This is a genomic window from Burkholderia paludis, assembly GCF_000732615.1.
GTDB lineage: Bacteria > Pseudomonadota > Gammaproteobacteria > Burkholderiales > Burkholderiaceae > Burkholderia > Burkholderia paludis.
Genome location: NZ_JPGL01000008.1, coordinates 199,410 through 219,122 on the forward strand (window position 1 = coordinate 199,410; position 19,713 = coordinate 219,122).

A 19,713-nucleotide genomic window follows, 5' to 3' on the forward strand; every position below is an offset into this window, starting at 1 on the left:
GCCCGGCGCGACGGGACTGCAGCAGCCGGCGAACCAGCGGGGCGCGGGCCGTTTTAGACGACGTCCGAGCGCCTTGCGTACGCGTCGCTACTCGCGATCGAGTGTACCGACGGCGGCATATCGGGGATGGTGTGACAAGGCCAGTTTTTGGTGGAATCGGGACATCGCGTCGCGATTCCGCCGGCATGAGTTCCGGATCGAGATCATTTGACTGCCTCCGGCTTGCCACGGTGTCGTGCCGCGAATTCCGGTGCGGCGGCAGCGGGCATTCCGGCGCATCGCGCTCCGTGCATCACTCGTCGCTCGCGGCAGCGTCGCCGGTGCCTGCCCTCCCCCGATCCAGGTTCGCGCCGCTCTCGCGGCCCACGACCGGTCCATCGCTTGAACGCTCGCCTGAAACTTGGGGGCATCGCTGAAACAGACTTCACCCGTCACCGTCTCCACCGAGGCGCGCGAATCCACGTGGACACTTGGAGTGGCTAACGCAGGTCATCAACGAATCGTGAGCAGATGATCGCCGCGGCAAGCTTGAGCAGCGCCGTATGGATGTCGATCCGCCATTCAAAACGGATACGGAGTTTGCCGAAGCCCGCAAACCAAGCATGCGTGCATGCGTTCAACAACCCATCGGTGGCGCCCAAGACGCGTTTTGCTCTCGACGCCCTTGCGAGCGATTCGTGCGGTGATGCCATGTCGCCGTAGATCTCTACGGCATCGACGGCAGTCGTAGCCCTTGTCGGCGTGCAGTTTGTCCAGACGCTTGCGCGCTTTCCCACTCAGGCCAGATACGGCTGGAATGGCATCCAACATCGGCTCGAACGTCATCGAATCGTGGCGGTTTTCACCGCTCACGACAATCGCCAACGGGACACCTCGTGCGTCGACTACGAGGTGTCGCTTCGTGCCTGGCTTTCCTGATCGGTTGGGTTTGGGCCGGTTTCCTGGCCCCCCCGGGGGCTGGCTACGCTCGCGCCATCGAGGCTTGCTCGTCCCCAATCGATTTGATCGGGCTCGCGCAAGCGACGAAGCATCGCTACATGCAGTCTGTCCCGGACACCAGCCGCTCGCCAGTCACGTCGTCGCCGCCAACACGTCATCCCGCTGCCGAAGCCGAGTTCCTGCGGAAGGTCTTCCCAAGGGATGCCGCTCCGGAGCACATACAGGATGCCGCTTGGCGCAGCGCGGTCATCGACCGAACGACGCCGACCTCCCTTGCGCGAATGCCCGAACTCCGGAATCAGCGGCTGCAACACCGCCGACAATTCATTGCCGATCTTTCTTGTTGCCATGCGCACAACGATGCGGGCTCGCGAACATCGCATCCAGTTGTGTCAGCAGGTCTTGGCATCGGAGTGAAGCGATTTCCAGGCAAGAACGTCGTTGGCGGATCGCATATGACCAACTGCGCACAGCCCCGCTTGCGGTGCTGATGGTGCCCACCGAGCGAGTCGGCCGGATGACCGACGGCATCGTGTCGAAATAGTCATTCAGTTCGCCTCTGTCACTTGCATCGGAATCGGTAATCGTCTGTTCGACTGGACAAGTCGGTAGACTTTTTCGCTGGCATCAAGAAACCGATGCATCGGTACCGCGGCAAGTTGTGCATCATGCACGGCGAGCAACTGCTCGAGCGCGCCACGCTCGGCGTCCAGCAACGTCCAGTCGTCTGATTCCGCTCGTTCCGCGTACGCGTCGAGTATCGCTTCGACTCCGCGATAGAACGCGACATCCGCTTCGCCCGCCACATCGCGCAGATGAAACGCGAGATACAACACGTTGACGAGCGTGCCGAGCGACTGAACACCTCCATGTTCGCCGCGCATCGCTGCAAGGGCGAAATGATGTTTGAGCTGCAGCTGCCGGACACGATCGGTCGCAAGCGGCAACAGCATGGCCTTGGTGAGCGGCCGCCGGCCGCGAGTCGAAGAACGCGTCATCAAAATTCACCAAGTCAGAAAAATCCATTCAAATAGGGCACCCCGCACCCAGTCGGCTGCCCCTCCGAACCCGGCTGCGATTCACTTTCCTTGGCGCCAGCGTAATCTCAAGCCGTAGCGGAAATGGCGCGGAGTTCCTCGAGATCGAGGTCGCGCGTCAGTTCGTGCAACGTGTGCTCGTCGATGTCGCCGATTCGGTAGAGGCGCATGAGCTCGGCACGTCCCGCCGCGATCAACTCCAGCACGGCTTCCGAACGTGCATCGAGGCGGGACTTGTATTCGTCGGCGTGCCGCGCGTAACGGGCCATGTCCTCTGCCTTGTGCTTGTGAATGTCCAGGAGCATCGGGTGAACGAGTTCGCCTGCGTCGTTGTATGCCAGTTTTGCCATCAACTCGTACTGCACCCTCGCAATCACGGCCTCCGCCTCGCTCGTGCTCAAGCGAGGCCTGTCGCTTTCCGGTGCCACCAGCCCCGTCCAGCGGATCACGGCGCCGAGCGACTGTCCCTGCACCAGCACGGTGGCGAGGATGACGGCAATGGCAGTGACGAGGATGAAATCGTGCCCCGGAAAACTGTCCGGCAGGCTGGCGGCGAGCGCCAGGGTGATCACCCCCCGCATGCCGGCCCAGCTCAATACCGTGGCATCGGCAAGCCCGAGCGGATGGAAGCGGGTCACGCGAAACTTCCGTAGCAGGATGAGCGCGCCGTCCGAGACAAGCACCCAGGCAAACCGCGCGAGGATGACGGAAAGAACGACGATCAGCACCGGTACACCCATCTGCGCCAGCATCGTGTCGAGCCCGTCGCCTCGCTGGATCAACTCATGCAGCGAGGATCCGATGATCAGGAAGACGAATGCCTCGAGAATGAAGATCATGACGCTCCAGAAGCCCGTGCCGTACAGGCGGGCCGACGCGTTGAGCACGCGATGCTGGAACCAGGCACAGATGAGGCCCGTCGTCACGGTGGCGATCACCCCGGAGACGTGGAAGCGTTCGGCCAGAAGATAGGAGCCCCACGCACACAGCGGGCTGGCGGCGATGACCAGGCTATCTTCGTCGAGATGGCGCATCAGGAACACCCAGGCGCCGCCCACGCAGGCGCCGACCAGTACGCCCCCAAGCGCCAGCAGTGCGAAGCTGCCGAGGGCTTCCGCCGGACTGAACAGGCCCGTCACGCCCGCGGCCGCCGCAAAGCGGAAAAGCACGAGGCCCGTTGCATCGTTGAACAGGCTCTCCCCCTCCAGGAGGATCAGGAGGCGGCGTGGCAATTTGACTTGCTGCAGCGCGGCGCGCGCCGACACCGCATCCGGCGGCGCGACCAGCGCGCCCAAGGCCGCGCAAGCTGCCCAGGGCAAGGACGGCACCAGCCAGTGGGTGACGAGGGCCACCACGATCGTGGTGAAAAGCACCGCACCAATCGCCAACGCCCCGACGCCCAGCATGTGCCGGCGCAGTTGGTCGAGTGAAATTCCAAGGGCGCTGTCCATCAGCAATGGAGGCAGAAAGATCACCAGCACCAGTTCCGGGTCGATATGGACCTCTGGCAGGCCGGGCAGAAAGGCGATGAAACCGCCGCCGATGATCAGCGCGACGGTGGGGGGAAGTCCGAGCTTATGCCCGACGTAGTGCAAGACAAGGATCGCCAGCAGCAGCGCGATCATCAATTCAAAAATGGCCATTGCGATGGTTTTGTCGTCGGAGCTTAGGTAGTGAGCTGCCCATGCGTACTTCAGCCGGTCGGAAGGCGCAATGAGGGGCCTGGTTTCCAGGCCCCGAACAGCGTAAGCGTCCGGCCGGGAGTTTGAAGGGAGCCACGCCTATTTCCCGATCCGGGAAAAATCAATACTGGAGATGTGACGCGCGAGAATCATCGCGGACCAGTTCGCAGGGCGGCCATACCGCATGCTTGGCCGAAAAATCTCGTCGCCCAGGTTGATAGGCATTCCACTCGCCGCACATAACGTTGACCGTCTGGCACACCCTTTGTGCCAAATTTGATGGCCATAATGTCCGCTGGTTGAATCCCGCCACGAAATCACCACCGTGCTGGATGAAAGTTGATCAAGAATATCGACCGTTGCGCCGCACCGCGACAGATCGACCAAAGATTTTTTTCTAAGTAAATCAACCGTGCGATCCTTGAGCGGCAAGTTCATTCCCGTGCCGTCACTGCATGCCTCGAGTGATTTCATCATGTGACACCAGCGTTCCCTTGGTTCGATTTCGACGATCGGAGTCAATTTTTCGCGATTAATCATCGAACCTTCATTTACTTCACGATCACAAGAATGACCATCGATTGACGAAGAGAAGTTTCCATGATTTCCCACCTTGCACCTCGCATGCGCACGCAGTTGACCAGGCCCATGAAAAATAATATTTCCGATATTCAAATCGAAAAATCCGATACATGCCTATTCGATCCGAAATTCGCCGTCGTGATTTTTCTCACCGGCGATCCTGAGCTTCACGAAATTAAATATTGCCCTGCGATTCAGAAAACAATCCGATTCAACAACGGAGAAATCGCTGCGTGGCGGCAGTCATGCGATGAGCGTCGGACCGTTGCTACGAGCCCTTTCCGCGAGCCAGTTTGACGAGGTCGATGACGGCCGCGACCAGCCCGGCCAGCAGCAGGACGGCGAGCGCTGGATAGCTCCGCGTCTCCCGGATCACCGCCGCGATCAGGTTGTCGGTGGCATCGGACGAAACGGCAACGATCAGGCCGTAGACGACGAACCACCCGGTCGCGATCGCCAGCACGACCGCGACCGTCAGGAAGCCGACGATCCACGCACCGCGCAGCCGCGATTCCCGACGCGTGTTCACTGGCGGCTGCGCAGCCGGTAGCCGATGCCGCGCATCACTTCCGGCGTTCTGGACGCGCCGGCGCCTTCGAGTTTCTTGCGCAGCCGGCTGATATGGCTGTCGACGGTGCGTTCCAGCGCATCGACGTCGGCGAGGCACGCATCGATCAGTTCGCCGCGCGTGAACACGCGGGTCGCCGCCACCAGCGCGCACACGGCGCTGGTGCAGGCTCGTTTCTGATTCTTCATGTGGACTCCATCGGACGCAGGCTCCCAACGGCCCGCATTGCCGGATCGCAGTGTGCGTGCGCACTATGGAGTTTTTTGCGCGGAAAGATGGAGGTTTGATGGAGGCGCCTGGAGAATGGCGTAGGGGCGATATGGAGGCGGCCCGAGCTCGAAGATGACGGGCTCACGAGCGACCGGGCGACATCCGAAAAGGGACGGGCGGCGCGGGAACGCCGCACCCATCCGATGAATTGGCGCGACCGTGTATCGGCGACGCCAACCCTGCGCTCCTGGCAGCCAAAGGCTGCCTATCACGGAGCGGCACCTTGGCGCGCCCCGGCAATCGCGAGCAAGGGCACGCTACCTGAAGATCGTTTGAGCGCGATCTACTACGTATCAATTGTCTCTACGGCGAGTTCGGTTAGTAATCGCACATCGTGGGCACCATGTTCCCGCACTTATATTTATCGGCCGAGACGCCCAGACGTGACCGCGATGGCATTGCCAGGTCAATTTGGTCCGCCTGCCCAGATACTCCGTCGACAAACACTGTCCACCACGAGCGGCCGCAAGCGCTCGCATGTCGTCAATTGTTTGACGCAATTTAAGACCCGCACATTGCCGACACCAGTGTCCGAGCCAGATTCGACTGGCTATCGCTTTCCATTCATGGCCTACCGCACAACGAAAAGGGTATTTTTCGGCCGAACCCGCATAAGCATCTGCCAAGCAAACTCCTCCCATTTCCCGGGCGGCCGCCTGCAGACGTGCCAATCCATTGGGGTCAACTTGACCGGAGAAGGTTGATTTTGCGCAACGACCACACCAGGTTCCCCGGAAGATATCGTTTGCCCTGGCCTCCCAACGATGCCCCTTTGCACATTCGAATCTATATAGACGACTTTCGATCGTATAGTTCGATGAAAGACATTTTCCGTTTCTCTCTTGTGCCTTAGCGTGAAGCCGAGCCAGACCATCGGGACAACAGCTTCGCCGCGTCGCGTCACCATGCGCGCAGATCGGACACCAACGCCCCTCGCTGATCTTCCTTCCCTCCACGCTCCACTCGTGCCCCGCTGCGCAACGAATTTTGTAACGCGCAAATAGCCCAATGAATGGACCACTCAGAAGCGTTCCCCCTCGTTCGGCCAATTTACCCAGCCATCTATCACGAATATCTTCCTGCTGACAAGATGTGCATACCGGTGCACCGCTATTTCGATAGAGCAAGGTCAACGCCACACGCTCAAAAACGTGCCCGCGAGCGCAAGCGAACCGATGACGTGAATTGACACCCATCCACTCCGCCTCCAAACATTGCCAGCCATATCTGGCAACGCACTGTCGCAACCTCTCAAGCATGCTCCCTCACTTCGCCGTCACAATCCCGCCGCATTCGCGCTTGAATTTTCAGAAAATCATTTAATACCTTCGAACACTCGCGGCCCTGGATTCATTCGAAATCATCCAATCCCCCCACAATTTCATTCGCGGAAATTTCATACCCCCATCACCGGACACAATGATTCATTCGCGCCTTCACCACAGCGATGCCGGAAAATTGTTGCGAGTTATCGCGTCACATCTAATCAATGGCGAACGTCACGCCATTAAAATTCAGAAAACAAATCGATCAAAGAAATGTGATTAATTCAGGCATCAAAAAAGCGCCCGAAGGCGCTTTTTCGGAACTGACCAGACAGCCGTCACGCTTAGAAGCGGTGACGCAAACCAACCGTTGCGGCTGTTTGGCTGACCTTCGTGCTCGGGGACGCGTTGATATCGCCGTTGTAGATCGACGAACCCAAACCGGCGCCCTTCGTACCACGCTGATACACCGCCTGAGCGTAGACGTCCGTACGCTTCGACAGGAAATAGTCGGCTTGCACGCCGAACTGATTCCAGTGCGTGCTTTGGCCGTTCTGCTTTGCGTTCGTGTACGTATAAGCAGCACCCAGGCCGAGAGCAGGCGTCAGGTTGTACTTCGCGTTGATTTCGTAATTGTCAGCGCGCAGCGTGCCGGCACCGTTCGTCTGGTTGTCGAGGCGCGATTGCGTCCATGCTGCGCCGACTTGTGCCGGACCGAATGCATAGGCTGCTGCAACACCATACGTACGCGTACGGCCCTGGATGCCGAATGCGTTGCCGCTCGTATCGATGGACGGGTTCACCGCGCCCGTCGTGGACAAACCGGCGTTGTTCGCTTGCGAGTAAGCCGCACCCAGCTTCAGGCCTTGATACTGGTATGACACGCCGCCGCTATATGCGCGGTTGTTCGCAAAGTTCGTGCTGTTCGAGAACGAGTACGTGCCGCCGAATTGCAGGCCGGCGTAGTTCGCGCTCGTGAACTTGATGGTGTTATTCAGCGCAACGTCACCGTTCGTGCTCAGGCGGTCGTTGTTCAACGGGTGCGCGAAGTACGTGCCACCCCACGAGCCCGTTGCCGTCAACGGTGCCAGGTAGTCTTGCGTTGCGTCGTATTGCTTGCCGAGCGTGACCGTGCCGTACTGGCTCGACAGGCCGACGAATGCCTGGCGGTTGAACATGCCGCCGTTGCCGTTCGCGAACTTGCCGTTACCGATGTTGAAGCCGCTTTCCAACGTGAAGATTGCCTTCAGGCCGCCACCCAGGTCTTCCGAGCCACGCAGGCCGAAACGGCTCTGGTCAATGCCCGAACCCATCGAAAAGCGCGACTTGCCTTGGCCCGATGCGTTCTGGACGTTGCTTTGGTAGGTGATGCCGGCGTCCAGCACGCCGTACAGCGTGACGCTGCTTTGCGCGTGAGCGACGGTAGCAAACGATGCTGCAGCCGCTGCAACGATCAGAGTCTTGTTCATTCGTGGAGCTCCCTTCTAAAAAGAGGCAGGTCTCGCGACCTTGTTCATAAACGGTCTGCAACCGCCCGGAGGACCTTGTTCTGTTGGTCAGGCCCGGATAGATGCCCGTTTGGGAATGGCGAGTGTAAGAGCGTCGAAAGCAACGAACCCCAGACGGAGATAGAAATTATGTATTTCATTTTTGGCAACAGAAAGCCAATGAATTGACGCAAGCCTATGTTATTAAATGCCTTTATTGCGTTAAGCCGTGAATGGCCGCACGGTATCTTCGCCGCGATTTTCTTATGCGCGCACCTTGACAGTGGCAAAAAAACTACTCCACAAAATCTCAACATTTCTCGAACACACACGGTCGCTTGTTCGCGCCCAGCGTGATCGGTTCAATCCCGGCGTACTCCCTTCCCTGGGCAACAGTTGATCCATCGCCTCGATAGTCCTGACCGCTTCCACTGGCCCAAGATCGCGACCGGGACGGTCAAGATGACGGTGCGCGCATTGGACCGATTCAATGTCATTCAGGACTTTGCGAACCGCGTCGGTGCCGTCGCGATGCTCGCGGTCGTGGGGACGCTGATGCGGCGTCTGACCGGCAATCCGCTCGCCAGCCCCGCCGGGCGGCGTCATGACGCTGATCGGTGTCCCTTGCCTGATGTGGCTGCTTGGTCGATGCCGCCAGGCGCCCGAATCCGCCGGATACGACAACACGCAAGCACCAGACTTCGGGGAGTCGTCCGGATTGCGGGCTAGCGGCCGATCGGGCCGATTCACGCGTCTCGCGCTCGCCTGGATTTCATAGACGCCGCTCTGGAAAACCGTAATGATAATGATTATCATTACGACATCAAGGTACGAAAAGGACTCCTCTTGTAAAGGGGGCCGCAACCGGAGCCATCGACATGCACCCGCACCTCTCACGTGTTGTTCCGGACGATCCGCGTCCGACGCATTCCGATCTTTCGTCCTGGGAAGCCACGATTCGCGAGGCGGTCGGTGCTGAGCGCGACGGACGCATCACGCCCGCACTCGCCGGCTATCGGCGTGCGCTGGAAATCGCGCAGCGGTTGATCGAGACGCCGCCGCCGTCGCGTCACGACGACTGCGTGGCGGCCCTCGTGGTCTCCTGGCACAACCTCGCGGATCTGCTGGCGAGCCAGGGCGACGTGGAACGCTGCGTCGAAGGCTTGTGCGACGCGCACGAAGCGTTGATCGCGCTTTATCTCGATGCACGGCGCGATGCCCTCCTGCGTCGGGCCGCGCTGCGCCATGGCCGGGAAACCCATCTCGCCCTCGTTCGCCACATGGCACGGCACGGAGAACATCCGCGTATCGTCCGCGCGTTGCGCGAGGGCTCCCTCGCGCTCGACGTCGGTAGCGCCGTCCGTCATTGAATCCGCCATCCACCTGAAAGGAGACTGCCGATGCCCTACACCCTTCCCGAACTGCCGTACGCCGTCGACGCACTCGAGCCGCACATCGATACACGCACGATGGAAGTTCATCACAGCAGGCATCACCAGACGTACGTCAACAACCTCAACGCGGCGCTCGAGGGTACGGAATATCACGAGTTGCCCGTTGAAACGCTCGTCGCACGGATCGCCTCCCTGCCGGATTCGCTGCAACTGCCGGTGCGCAACAATGGCGGCGGACACGCCAACCACAGTCTGTTCTGGACGGTAATGTCGCCGCATGGCGGCGGCCGGCCGGGCGGCGACATCGGTCGCGCGATCGACGCCGAGCTGGGTGGATTCGAAGCGTTCGGGGCAGCGTTCACGAAGGCCGCGCTCACGCGGTTCGGCAGCGGCTGGGCCTGGCTGAGCGTCGACGGTGGCGGCAAGCTCGTCGTGGAAAGCACCGGCAATCAGGACAGCCCGCTGATGTCGGGCAATACGCCGATTCTCGGCCTCGACGTCTGGGAACACGCGTACTACCTCAAATACGAGAACCGCCGGCCGGAATACATTGCGGCGTTCTACAACGTGATCGACTGGCAGGAAGTCGGGCGGCGCTACGCCGCCGCTCCCGGACGATAAGCCGGCGCGTCCGCCGACGGGCTGGTGGACGCAGACGACCCGCGGCGCGGAGGTGCGTCGCCGCAGCCGATGACCGATCCATCCAGGAATTGCAATGAACACGATGGCAGACAGGACCACCCTGACCGATCGCACGACCGTCGCGATCCGGGATGTTCTGGCCGGCAGGCGGCGCGGACCGGGCACGTCGCTGCTGTTCGCGGGGCCCGCGGTCATCGCATCGATCGCCTACATGGATCCGGGCAATTTCGCGACCAACATCCAGGCAGGCGCCCGGTTCGGCTATGCGTTGCTGTGGGTCGTGCTGATGGCCAACCTCGTCGCAATGCTGTTTCAGGCGCTGTCGGCCAAACTCGGCATCGCCACCGGGCGGAACCTGGCGGAACTGTGCCGCGAACAGTTTCCCCGCCCTGCCGTCTACGTGATGTGGGTCATCAGCGAACTCGCAGCCATGGCCACCGATCTCGCCGAATTCCTGGGCGGCGCGATCGCCCTGTCGCTGCTGTTCGATCTTCCGCTGCTCGCCGGCATGGCGATCACCGCGCTCGTCACCTACGGCATCCTGATCATCGGAAAGAACGGCTTCCGGCCGATGGAAATCGTGATCGGCGCGCTCGTCGGCGTGATCGGCCTCTGCTATCTCGTCGAGATGTTCATTGCGCCGGTTGCATGGCAGCAGGTGCTCCGGCATGCGATCGTACCGTCAATGCCCGATCATGAAGCGCTGGTCATTGCGGTCGGCATCGTCGGCGCCACCGTGATGCCGCACGCAATCTATCTGCATTCCGGGCTGACTCAGGATCGCACCGCCGGATGCGATGCAAGCGGACGGCGGCGTCTGGTGCGCTTTTCCAATCGGGAAGTGGTCGTTGCGCTGTCGATCGCCGGGCTTGTCAACATGGCGATGGTCGTGATGGCCAGTTCCGCATTCCACCTCGGACACAGCGACGTCGCGGAAATCGACACGGCCTATCGCACGCTGACCCCGCTGCTCGGCGCAACCGCCGCCACGATCTTCCTGGTCTCGCTGATCAGTTCCGGGATCTCCAGTTCCGTCGTGGGCACGATGGCCGGCCAGTTGATCATGCAGGGCTTCGTCGATTTCCGGATTCCCCTGTGGCTGCGGCGACTCGTCACGATGGCACCGGCGTTCGTCGTCGTGGCACTCGGGGTCAACGCCACGCAGGCGCTGATCGTCAGTCAGGTCGTGCTGTCGTTCGCGCTGCCGATCCCGATGATTTCGCTGGTGTATTTGACGCGGCGTCGGGACATCATGGGGGAATTCGCGAACGGCCGGACGACGCACATCGCCGCGGTCGCGGCAACAGGCGTCATCGTGGCGCTGAATGTGGCCTTACTGCTTCAAACCTTCAATATCGGCTTCGCGGGTTGAGGGCCGACGATCCGATCGGCGACGGCAGGTAGTTGGACGGATGCGCGTCTAGTCGATCGCACCGACCGACTCCTTTCGCGTCGTCGACGCAATCACGCGCTGCAACGCATCCGGTTGCTCGATCAGCACGCATTGCTTGCCGGTACGCTTGCAGTAATCCTCGACGCGCCACCAGTCGCCATGACTCACGCATCCCGTCTGGCAGATCACGAGGTCGGCGTCGGCCAGTTTCGCGTCGAGCTTTTTCGCATCGACTTCGTTTGCATGGACGACCTGCGCACCGGTTTTCGCGATCGCAAGCTCGACGCCGGCCGTGTGCCGGTCATGTCGACTGATCCACATCACGACCTTGCGTCGATCTCGCGCCGGCCGGATCGGCATGGTGTTTTCTGTCGGCGATGGCACCTGTCTCCGCTCCACGGAACGCTGCGATTCGGCCTGCATCAACGCATGAACCCGCGCCTCGAGCATGCGAACCTGCTGCGCCAGCGCGAGCCGCTTCGGCAAACCGGGAATCGCCGCCTTCACCGCCTGCAGCTCGTCGCGCGCCCAGGCCAGCGCAGTCTCGCGGATCATCACCGCGGCGCGTAACCGGATGACCTCGGCCTGCAGCGCGGCGACCGTCCGCGTGCCGTCGTCGGGCGCGCCCTCCGCGCACCGCGCCGCATCCGCTGAGTGTCGAACCGCCAAGCCGCGCTCGCCGCACGGGCACATTCCGTTTCGATCCGCCGCCGTCATTCCGCTTCACCCCAACTGGCATCCATGCCGTACGATTACCGCATGTTAGCAATGATTCTCATTTACGAGAAGCGTGGCCGGTCGACATGGCCATGCGCCCATCGCCGCGGCAGCGTACCGCGCGGCGCAACGGCGATACGGCTGGTTATCGCGCGCGTGCCGGTTGCGGCGCCAGACATCCGGGGCCCGCTATCGCGCCCGGGCAGGCAGCAGATATTCGAGACCGTGCGTGAAGCCGCGCGGCGCGACCGTCAGGTGATTCTCGTCGTCGAGCACGTCGACCCGCAGCCGGAGCGACCGGAATTGCCGGGATCGCAACGCCTTTTCCATGTTTCGCGTATCGGTGACCATGTTGTAGGTCCTCGCAAAGCGCGGGTCGCCCTTGCGGACTTCCTCGTACTCCCCCACATACATGAACACGCACGCCGGCAGGTCGTGGTGGCTTGCCGCGTAGGCAGCCTCGATACGCGACATCGCTTGACGGTCGTACCACAGCGACGGACTGCCAATGAGATAGCCGCGGAACAGGTCCGGTTCGGTCAGCAGGATCCTCATGCCGAGCAGGCCGCCGTATGAATGGCCGAGAAAGAAGCGGCGGCTTTCGTCGGTCCGGTACTGTTTCGCCATGAACGGCAGAACCCGGTTGCGCAGATACGCCTGATAGGCGCCGGCCTGGCCGTGTACCGCATCGGTCGGTGCGTCGGGAGAACCTGCCGCGGTGGGCGTGTAGTCGCGCCGCCGGCTCTGCACGCCGGTTTCGCCGCGCGCATACGACAGGCCGACGAGGATGAACTCCTCGACGACGGGCCCTTCTCCGTTAAGACGGCGGGCAATCTGCTTGACGAGAGGAAACGCATAGTCGGCATCCGTCACGTAGAGGACGGGATAGCGGCGTTGCGGCTGGCTGCCGTAAGATGGCGGCAGGGCGACGAACACCTGGTAGTCGCGGCCGGAAGCCGGGTCCGGCACGTCGCGGACTTCGGTGTCCGCGACTTCATACGGCTGGCCGTCGCCTCGCTGCCAGTACGCCGGATGGGCAGCGGTCTCCGCCGGTCCCGCAACGGCGTCGAAGTGGCCGGTCATGCACATCGCGACGATGCCTGCATACAGGCCGTGCTTCACGCCGGGTCCCAACCGCCGTTTTGCCTGCGTCAACGACGTAACGATCGATTCGTTCGGAAAGCGTTTCCGTTTCATGACTAACGACCTCCTGGTTCAGCGGCAAGTTTGCCGCAAAACCCGCACTCGGATCGGTCCGGAATTCCTGAAGCGGATCAGTTGCAGCGGCTTCTCGTCATGCGCGCCCGCCGACGTACAGAAATTTTGCCGGGCCAGGCAACCCGTGCCTTTCGTGGTCTTATCAACCTCAAAGCCTCTACGGATATGTCGACTACCGCCAACGAAACCGCCGCCGAAGCAGCCAAGGACAGAATTGCGCTCTGGGCGATCTTTTCCATCCCGCTGATCTGGGGTATCGGCTTTCCGCTGACGCACAACGCGGTCGCGCAGGTGGACCCCGGCCTCTACGCGTTCTCCCGCTCGCTCGTCGCCACGCTCGCGCTGCTACCGTTTGCGCTGCCATACGTCGCGAAGGCCAACCGGCGCACCGTGATCGGCGGGCTGATACTGGGCGGTTTCAGCGCGCTGAACATCGTCAGCCAGAGCTACGCGCTGAGTCACCTGTCGTCGGCCAGCGCGGCGTTCTGCGTCACCCTCAGCATCGTCTTCATTCCGTTCGTGATGCTCGCGCTTCGGCACGGCTTGCCGTCGCGCATCGATATCGCATCGGTGTCGATCGGGCTGGTCGGCGCCTATGTGTTTCTCGGCGCGCGACTGGACAGCCTGAACGTCGGTTACGCGTGGGGGCTCACGGCCGCCTTCGCAATCGCGATGAACATAGGCATCATCGGCAAGCTGACCGCGCATCAGGGTGGCGTCAACCGTCTCGCCCTCGCGTTTTTCCAGATCCTGTTCGGCACCGTCGCGCTGGCGTACTTCCCGATCCGGCGTCCGCTGGAACCGTTGACGCACCCGCAGGTCTGGACGGCGATCCTCTTCATGGGCGTCATGTCCACCGCACTCGCCGTGGTGCTTCAAACCCGGTATCAGCAACGGGTCGGCACCGCCCGCACGTCGGTGATCTTCAATCTCGATCTCGTCTTCGCGAGCGTGTTCGGGCTGGTCAACAAGGAACCGTTGACGATCGCCCAGATCAGCGGCGGCGTGGTGCTGTTGCTCGCATCGTCGCTGGAGAGCGTGCTCGGCGTGATCAGGAAGCTGCTCGGCAAACGGCCGCGTGACGAAGCCTCCGTGTCGAATTCGTAGCACGCCGGCGCGCGGCAAAAACGGGGGACGACGGATTCGACGCATCGCCTGCCGGTGGCGTCGAATCTGCTGGAATGGACGAGACGGTTTCGACGCGTATGCCTACGATCCGGCCAGCACGCCGTCTTGGGAGAAAAGGATCGGATGTCCCAGTTTGTCGATGATCGCTGCCGTCAATGCGGAACGGTCCTCGCGCTGCTTGCGCTCAAACGGTTTCCCGCTCGCACCCTGCTTCAGCACAAGGCCATCCAGACCCACGCCAACAAGACCGTTTCCGTCTGCCACGAGATCGGTGATCGAACTCTTCGTGCCCGTAGCAAGCGCGGACCACGTCATGCCGCCGTCGCGACTCTCGAACAGGCTGCCAAGCAAGCCGCCGACCACGAGCCGGCCGTCGGGCATCGCGACGCCCGACCAGAGCGTCCCCTTCCCGCCCGTCGGCAAATACACCCAGGTCGCCCCGCCATCCGTCGACTTGAGCACCGTCCCTTGTTCCGACACGATGTAGAGCGCGTGCGCAGCGTCCGCGAACACGCGATAAAGGTTTCGGTCGGCCTTGCCGCCGCCCGGCGGCTTGGGCAGCGTCACCCTGGTCCAGGTCTTGCCGCCATCATGGGTTTGCAGCATCAGCGACCACAGGCCGACCGCGAGCCCGTCCTGCGGCGTCGTGAACAGCACGGAGAACAGCGGCTGGTCGGCCGACGTGTCGATACGCTGCGTCGTCCAGGTTTCGCCGCCGTCGTCGGTCGCGAGTATCGTCCCCCACTGGCCGACGGCCCAGCCGTGCCGCGAATCGGCGAATGCAACGGCCGACAGCGTCGCGGCAACAGGCACGCGCCGTGCCTGCCGCCAGGTCTTGCCGTCGTCGTCGGACAGCAGCACGATGCCGTGATCGCCGACGGCGACGACCCGCGAGCCGGCACGCGTCGCATCGGTCAGCATCATATGTGTGGGCGCGGGCCATGCATGGGCCGGCTTTTCGGCCCACGTGGCGACCGTCCCGGCACCGGGTTGCGCAAGGACCGCCGCGGCCAGGCACAGCCCGATACAGACAACGAGGTTCTTGATCATGACGGAGATCTCCTTGAATGTGTCTGTCATCAGTGGCTGAACAACCCAGGCGCGCGGGCCGGCTTGCGGCGCGGGAACCGGCGCTCCAGCACCGAGGCCAGCGCGGGTAGCGCCGTCATCGCCATCAGCAGGTTGACGAGGAACATGAAGGCGAGCAGCTTGCCCATGTCGGCCTGGAACTTGAGCGCCGAGAAGCTCCACGTCGCCACGCCGATCGCGAGCGTGATTGCCGTGAAAATCGTTGCGACGCCGACTTCGAGCATCGCGTGCTGCACGGCCTTCACGATGTGCTGGCCACCCGCGAGATGCACCTGCAGCCGGTTGTAGATGTAAAACGCATAGTCGACGCCGATCCCCACCGCCAGCACCATCACCGGCAACGTCGCCACCGTCAGCCCGATCTGCAGTTCCTTCATGAACCAGTAGCCGATGAAGGTCGCCACCGACAGCGGCGCACAGCACGCGATCATCGCGCGCCAGTCGCGGTACGCGAGGAACACGAGGATCAGGATCGCGCCGTACACGTACAGCATCATCGGCAACTCGCTTTCCGCGACTTCCTCGTTGGTCGCCGCCAGCACGCCCGCGTTGCCGGCCGCGAGGCGCACGGTGATGCCCGGGAACGGATGCGACGCGCGATACTGCTTCACGTCGTCGAGAATGCGGTTGATCGTCGTCGCCTTGTGGTCGGCCAGGAACAGGTGCACGGCCGACATCGTGCAGTCGGTCTTCATGAAGCCCTTCACGCGCCCGACGTCGACCGACACCGCGCCATAGTTTTCCGGGTCGATCGGCACCACGTTCATCTTCGGATAGTCTTCGTTGTAGCCTTGGTTGTACGCGCGCAGCATGCCCGAGTACGACTGCACCGACACCACGCCCGGCTCGGTGCGCATCGTGGCCGCGAAATCGTCTTCGTACAGTCCGACCGCCGGGTTGTCGCAGGCCTTGCCGGCCGACTCGATCGCCACCGTCAGCCAGTCGAGGCCCATGTCGTAGTTGCCGGCGATTGCCGTCGCGTCGCGATTGAAGCGTGCGTCCGCGCGCAGTTCCGGCGCGCCCGGCTGCAGCGTGCCGATCACGCGGTCGCGGCTTTGCCACGCGGCCAGTGCGAACACGACGAGCGTCAGTGCGACGGTCGCGCCCGCATACTTCGGCTGCGCGATGCGCGCGAGCGGGCGCAGCCAGGCCCCGCGCCGCTCGCCGCGCTTGAGCGCGCTGTCCGCATAGCGCTTCGTGAAGTTGAAGCACGACGCGGCCACCGGCAGCAGGATCAGGTTCGTCACGATCTTGTACGCGACGCCGAGCGATGCGGTGATCGCCAGTTCGCGCACCATCGGGATGGGGATCAGCAGCAGCGTGATGAACGACACGAACGCGGTGATCAGCGCCAGCACGCCCGGAATCAGCAAGCCGCTGAAGCTGCGCCGCGCCGCCTCGTACGAACTGTGTCCGTGCGAAATCTCGCGCACGATGTAGTTCACCTGTTGCACGCCGTGCGACACGCCGATCGCGAACACCAGGAACGGCACCAGCACCGCGAGCGGATCGAGGCCGAAGCCGAGCAGCTTCAGCGTGCCGAACTGCCAGACCAGCGACGTCAGCGAGCACGCGATCAGCAGCACCGTGAAGCGCAGCGAATGGCAATACCAGTACACCGCGAGCGCGGTCAGCAGCAGCGCGATCGCGCAGAAGCCGAGAACGGCCTTCGCGCCGTCGGCGATGTCGCCGATCTGCTTCGCGAAGCCGATGATCTGCACTTCATAGCCGGCGTCCTCGAACGGCTGACGGATCTTCTGTTCCAGCAAATGATTGAACGCGACGTAATCGAGCACCTTGCCCGCACTGTCGCGCTCGTTCAGCTCGGCCGTGATCATCGCGCTGTCCTCGCCGTGCGACACGAGCGTGCCGACATAACCGCCCAGCGTCGTCGCGCGCCGGATCTTCTCGACGCTCTCCGGCGTCAGTTGATCCGGCGTGATCGTGCCGGAAATGATCGGCTCCGCGCGGAACCCCTCATCGGTGATTTCATTGACGAACGCGTTCGACGTCCACAGCGAGCGCACGCCGATCCGGTCGACGTTCGGCAGGTAGGTCACCGCCTGGGTCACCTTGTACAGCCTTGTCAGACCATCGGGCGTCCAGATCGAGCCGTGCTTCGCGCGCACGACGACCGTGATCCGGTTCGCGCCGAGCAGGTCGTTCCGGTATTGCTGGAACGTGCGGATGTACTCGTGACCGATCGGCATCTGCTTTTCGAAACCTGCATCCATGCGCAGTTGCAGCGCGAACACGGCCATCACGACAGTGAACAGGCCGATCGCGGCGAGCACGATCGCGCGATGACCGAAAAAGAGCCTTTCAAGGCGACTGACCAGACGATTAAGCACTGCATGACCCCTTCATGATTACCGGCGATGCTCGACACGCGCTCGCTTGCGTTTATTCCCGTCAGAAGTTCCGGGTAGCAAACACACCGACGAAATTTCGGTCCGCATACGGATTCCCCACCGTGTTGTGGCCGCCGAAGAACGCCGCGAAGTTGATGCCCGCCTGCCATGTCGGCGGATTCTGGTTGAACAGCACGTAGACGTTGACCGACTTCGCGCCCTGCATGTAGTTCGCGGTGAACGTCGGCGTATAGCCGTACAGGCCGTCGGAGAACGTTACGCCGGGCGTGACCTGCCAGCCGGGAATCAGCGAGCCGTCGTAGGTCCAGTTGAAATCGATCGTCGCCCCCACCGAGCTCGACGTGCCCTGCCCCTGCGTAATCGGATAACCGAGCCCCGAGTTGTTGTTCAGCCACGGGAAATAGCCGGTGGCGGGCACCTGCGTGACCGCCTGCCCGTCGAGCGTGCGCGTGACGTCCGAACCGAGGCCGGGGTAGTAGATCCACGTGAGTTCCCAGGTGAGCGTCGCGGAATCCGCTGCGATCAGCTTCAGGAACGGATACTCGCTGCGCGTCAGGGCCAGCAGCCCGTTGACGTCCAGCTGGAGCTTCTTCTTGTCGGCCCACTGCTGGCAGTTGACGCCCTGCACGCCGTTCGTGATCAGGTCGGTCGGGCCGCCCGCGCCGTAGCAGCTCGACAGCGCGACCGCATCGCGCGGCCGGTACGACAGCTCGGAGCCGATCGCCCACGGGCCGACCCCGAAGTTCGCGCTCGCGCCGAACAACTGCCGGTTCTGGAGATACGACCACTGGGCCGTGCCATTCGCCAGCGTTGAGAGCACCGGCGACTTGTCCGTGTAGTTCAGGTAGTAGAACGCGAAGTTCGCGTCGAACGCGCGCGGCGAGTAATTGAACTTCACGCCGAACTGCGGCCGGTACTTCGACGGCAATTGCGTCGTGACCGGAACGCCGATGTCGTTGAACGGCGGCCCGGCGTACGTGCCGTTGACGAGCCCGTTCCGGATCGCATTCAGCGTATCCTGGTTGCCCGCCGCCGCCCCGCCGCCGATTGCGTTGGCGATCGTGCCGACGCCCGGGCCCGCCACGTTCGGGTTGTTCGTGTTGATCGTGAAAGGCTCGGCGCCGCGCCCGATGACGTTTGCCAGCGACCAGTACGAGCCGACCGGCGGGAGGCGGTTGCCGTTCCACTGGAACTGGTAATAGCCCTCGGTGCTGAACCCGTGCGACAGGTCGGCCGCAAGGCTCAGCATCGGGGCCGGCAGCAGCGCCTGCTTGAGCTGCGAACCCGGGATCAGCAGTTTCTGCACGTCGATCGAGTTGGTCGAGTTGATGCCGCTCTGCGCGAACATGCTCTCGCCCCAGTTGATCACCTGATTGCCGAGCCGAACGTGAGCACTCTGCCCGCCGATCGTGAAGTCCTTCTGCGCCCACAGATCGAGTAGCTGTGCGTTGTACACCACCTGCGCGGAAGCCGTGCTCGACAGCGGCGTTCGGGCCGTGTTCCCGGCAAGGAAGTCGTACATCCCCGTACCGCGCACCATGAACTTCAGTCCTTCGGCCGGCATCTTCAGCAGCAGCTCGCTGGTCGCGCTCACGTAGGTACTGAACGGCTGTCCCTTGCGATAGTTGAGGTCGCCTTCGTCGCCATAGCCCCACTGGTTCGTATTGGCGGCCGCGCCGCAACCATACGCGTTCGGATCTCCGGTCAGCGAGCAGCTCGGATTCTTGGTCCGGATCCCGCCGCCCGCGGTGAGATTGGTCACCCACGATCCCTGAATGCTGCCGTCATCGAGCGTGAACTCGTACCCGTATGCAGTCGATGTTGCCGCACCCAGCATTGCAATCGATACCGTAGTAGTCTTAACGATATTACCTGCTTTCATCGCGTCACTCTTCTCCAGACCGGATGCCGACGGCGCGCGCGCGACCGT

16 protein-coding genes and 2 pseudogenes are annotated in these 19,713 nt (G+C 62.4%); 5 read left to right on the forward strand and 13 right to left on the reverse strand.

What is annotated here, in order from left to right:
* Positions 1-479 precede the first annotated feature (479 nt).
* From GQ56_RS42960 to GQ56_RS40750, 4 genes and pseudogenes are all read right to left on the reverse strand, one after another.
* A pseudogene (locus GQ56_RS42960) lies at positions 480-1,289 on the reverse strand (IS5 family transposase).
* Positions 1,290-1,487: 198 nt separating this feature from the next.
* Positions 1,488-1,937 (reverse strand): hypothetical protein, encoded by a 450-nt coding sequence (locus GQ56_RS0105890; RefSeq protein WP_031397760.1) that lies wholly within the window; start codon positions 1,935-1,937, stop codon positions 1,488-1,490.
* A 107-nt stretch (positions 1,938-2,044) separates the two neighbouring features.
* Positions 2,045-3,619, reverse strand: coding sequence for a Na+/H+ antiporter (locus GQ56_RS0105895; protein WP_031397761.1), 1,575 nt, complete (start codon positions 3,617-3,619; stop codon positions 2,045-2,047).
* 138 nt (positions 3,620-3,757) lie between these two features.
* Positions 3,758-4,198, reverse strand: a complete 441-nt coding sequence (locus GQ56_RS40750) for a DUF3331 domain-containing protein (protein WP_081894830.1) — start codon at positions 4,196-4,198, stop codon at positions 3,758-3,760.
* Positions 4,199-4,258: 60 nt separating this feature from the next.
* On the opposite strand from GQ56_RS40750, the gene GQ56_RS43955 reads away from it, so the two are divergent.
* Positions 4,259-4,537: a hypothetical protein gene (locus tag GQ56_RS43955; RefSeq protein ID WP_152601648.1), complete on the forward strand. Its 279-nt coding sequence runs from the start codon at positions 4,259-4,261 to the stop codon at positions 4,535-4,537.
* On the opposite strand, the gene GQ56_RS0105905 is transcribed toward GQ56_RS43955, so the two are convergent.
* From GQ56_RS0105905 to GQ56_RS43960, 4 genes and pseudogenes are all read right to left on the reverse strand, one after another.
* A complete protein-coding gene (locus tag GQ56_RS0105905; RefSeq protein ID WP_031397762.1) occupies positions 4,509-4,769 on the reverse strand; it encodes a hypothetical protein in 261 nt (86 codons plus the stop codon). The two genes, GQ56_RS43955 and GQ56_RS0105905, sit on opposite strands and share 29 nt — an antisense overlap.
* A pseudogene (locus GQ56_RS0105910) lies at positions 4,766-4,942 on the reverse strand (helix-turn-helix domain-containing protein); the annotation flags it as partial. The pseudogene GQ56_RS0105910 and the gene GQ56_RS0105905, both read right to left, overlap by 4 nt.
* 1,745 nt (positions 4,943-6,687) lie before the next feature.
* Positions 6,688-7,812: a porin gene (locus tag GQ56_RS0105915; RefSeq protein WP_031397764.1), complete on the reverse strand. Its 1,125-nt coding sequence runs from the start codon at positions 7,810-7,812 to the stop codon at positions 6,688-6,690.
* A gap of 282 nt (positions 7,813-8,094) precedes the next feature.
* The gene (locus GQ56_RS43960) at positions 8,095-8,646 is read right to left on the reverse strand and encodes a hypothetical protein (RefSeq protein ID WP_152601649.1); all 552 of its coding nucleotides are present in this window, start codon (positions 8,644-8,646) and stop codon (positions 8,095-8,097) included.
* Positions 8,647-8,708: 62 nt separating this feature from the next.
* Here GQ56_RS43960 and GQ56_RS39195 point away from each other — a divergent pair, with 62 nt between their 5' ends.
* From GQ56_RS39195 to GQ56_RS0105930, 3 genes are all read left to right on the forward strand, one after another.
* The gene (locus GQ56_RS39195) at positions 8,709-9,200 is read left to right on the forward strand and encodes a hypothetical protein (RefSeq protein ID WP_052007190.1); all 492 of its coding nucleotides are present in this window, start codon (positions 8,709-8,711) and stop codon (positions 9,198-9,200) included.
* Between the two features lie 30 nt (positions 9,201-9,230).
* Positions 9,231-9,845, forward strand: coding sequence for a superoxide dismutase (locus GQ56_RS0105925; RefSeq protein WP_031397766.1), 615 nt, complete (start codon positions 9,231-9,233; stop codon positions 9,843-9,845).
* Positions 9,846-9,939: 94 nt separating this feature from the next.
* Complete coding sequence (locus GQ56_RS0105930; protein WP_031397767.1) at positions 9,940-11,238, forward strand: Nramp family divalent metal transporter; 1,299 nt, start codon at positions 9,940-9,942, stop codon at positions 11,236-11,238.
* Positions 11,239-11,286: 48 nt separating this feature from the next.
* On the opposite strand, the gene GQ56_RS0105935 is transcribed toward GQ56_RS0105930, so the two are convergent.
* Together GQ56_RS0105935 and GQ56_RS0105940 are read right to left on the reverse strand one after the other, a co-directional pair.
* Positions 11,287-11,928: a DUF2325 domain-containing protein gene (locus tag GQ56_RS0105935; RefSeq protein ID WP_235212639.1), complete on the reverse strand. Its 642-nt coding sequence runs from the start codon at positions 11,926-11,928 to the stop codon at positions 11,287-11,289.
* A 237-nt stretch (positions 11,929-12,165) separates the two neighbouring features.
* Positions 12,166-13,173, reverse strand: a complete 1,008-nt coding sequence (locus tag GQ56_RS0105940; RefSeq protein ID WP_043301146.1) for an alpha/beta hydrolase — start codon at positions 13,171-13,173, stop codon at positions 12,166-12,168.
* A gap of 81 nt (positions 13,174-13,254) precedes the next feature.
* Between GQ56_RS0105940 and GQ56_RS0105945 the strand changes: the two genes are divergently transcribed.
* A complete protein-coding gene (locus GQ56_RS0105945; protein WP_152601650.1) occupies positions 13,255-14,301 on the forward strand; it encodes a DMT family transporter in 1,047 nt (348 codons plus the stop codon).
* Between the two features lie 102 nt (positions 14,302-14,403).
* Here the strand turns inward: GQ56_RS0105945 and GQ56_RS0105950 are convergent, their stop codons facing one another.
* From GQ56_RS0105950 to GQ56_RS0105960, 3 genes are all read right to left on the reverse strand, one after another.
* On the reverse strand, positions 14,404-15,372 hold the full coding sequence (locus GQ56_RS0105950) for a WD40/YVTN/BNR-like repeat-containing protein (protein WP_031397771.1): 969 nt from the start codon (positions 15,370-15,372) through the stop codon (positions 14,404-14,406).
* Positions 15,373-15,401: 29 nt separating this feature from the next.
* Entirely contained in the window at positions 15,402-17,762 is a 2,361-nt protein-coding gene (locus tag GQ56_RS0105955; protein WP_031397772.1) for an efflux RND transporter permease subunit, read from the reverse strand.
* Between the two features lie 61 nt (positions 17,763-17,823).
* Positions 17,824-19,665 carry a DUF1302 domain-containing protein gene (locus GQ56_RS0105960; RefSeq protein WP_031397773.1) on the reverse strand — a complete coding sequence of 614 codons (1,842 nt, stop codon included), beginning with the start codon at positions 19,663-19,665 and terminating at the stop codon, positions 17,824-17,826.
* Positions 19,666-19,713: the final 48 nt, after the last annotated feature.

Coding starts and splice junctions, on each gene's coding strand:
- GQ56_RS0105890 (WP_031397760.1), bottom strand. CDS start 1,937: ATGACGCGTTCTTCGACTCGCGGCCGGCGGCCGCTCACCAAGGCCATG.
- GQ56_RS0105895 (WP_031397761.1), bottom strand. CDS start 3,619: ATGGCCATTTTTGAATTGATGATCGCGCTGCTGCTGGCGATCCTTGTC.
- GQ56_RS40750 (WP_081894830.1), bottom strand. CDS start 4,198: ATGATTAATCGCGAAAAATTGACTCCGATCGTCGAAATCGAACCAAGG.
- GQ56_RS43955 (WP_152601648.1), top strand. CDS start 4,259: ATGATTTCCCACCTTGCACCTCGCATGCGCACGCAGTTGACCAGGCCC.
- GQ56_RS0105915 (WP_031397764.1), bottom strand. CDS start 7,812: ATGAACAAGACTCTGATCGTTGCAGCGGCTGCAGCATCGTTTGCTACC.
- GQ56_RS43960 (WP_152601649.1), bottom strand. CDS start 8,646: ATGATAATCATTATCATTACGGTTTTCCAGAGCGGCGTCTATGAAATC.
- GQ56_RS39195 (WP_052007190.1), top strand. CDS start 8,709: ATGCACCCGCACCTCTCACGTGTTGTTCCGGACGATCCGCGTCCGACG.
- GQ56_RS0105925 (WP_031397766.1), top strand. CDS start 9,231: ATGCCCTACACCCTTCCCGAACTGCCGTACGCCGTCGACGCACTCGAG.
- GQ56_RS0105930 (WP_031397767.1), top strand. CDS start 9,940: ATGAACACGATGGCAGACAGGACCACCCTGACCGATCGCACGACCGTC.
- GQ56_RS0105940 (WP_043301146.1), bottom strand. CDS start 13,173: ATGAAACGGAAACGCTTTCCGAACGAATCGATCGTTACGTCGTTGACG.
- GQ56_RS0105950 (WP_031397771.1), bottom strand. CDS start 15,372: ATGATCAAGAACCTCGTTGTCTGTATCGGGCTGTGCCTGGCCGCGGCG.
- GQ56_RS0105960 (WP_031397773.1), bottom strand. CDS start 19,665: ATGAAAGCAGGTAATATCGTTAAGACTACTACGGTATCGATTGCAATG.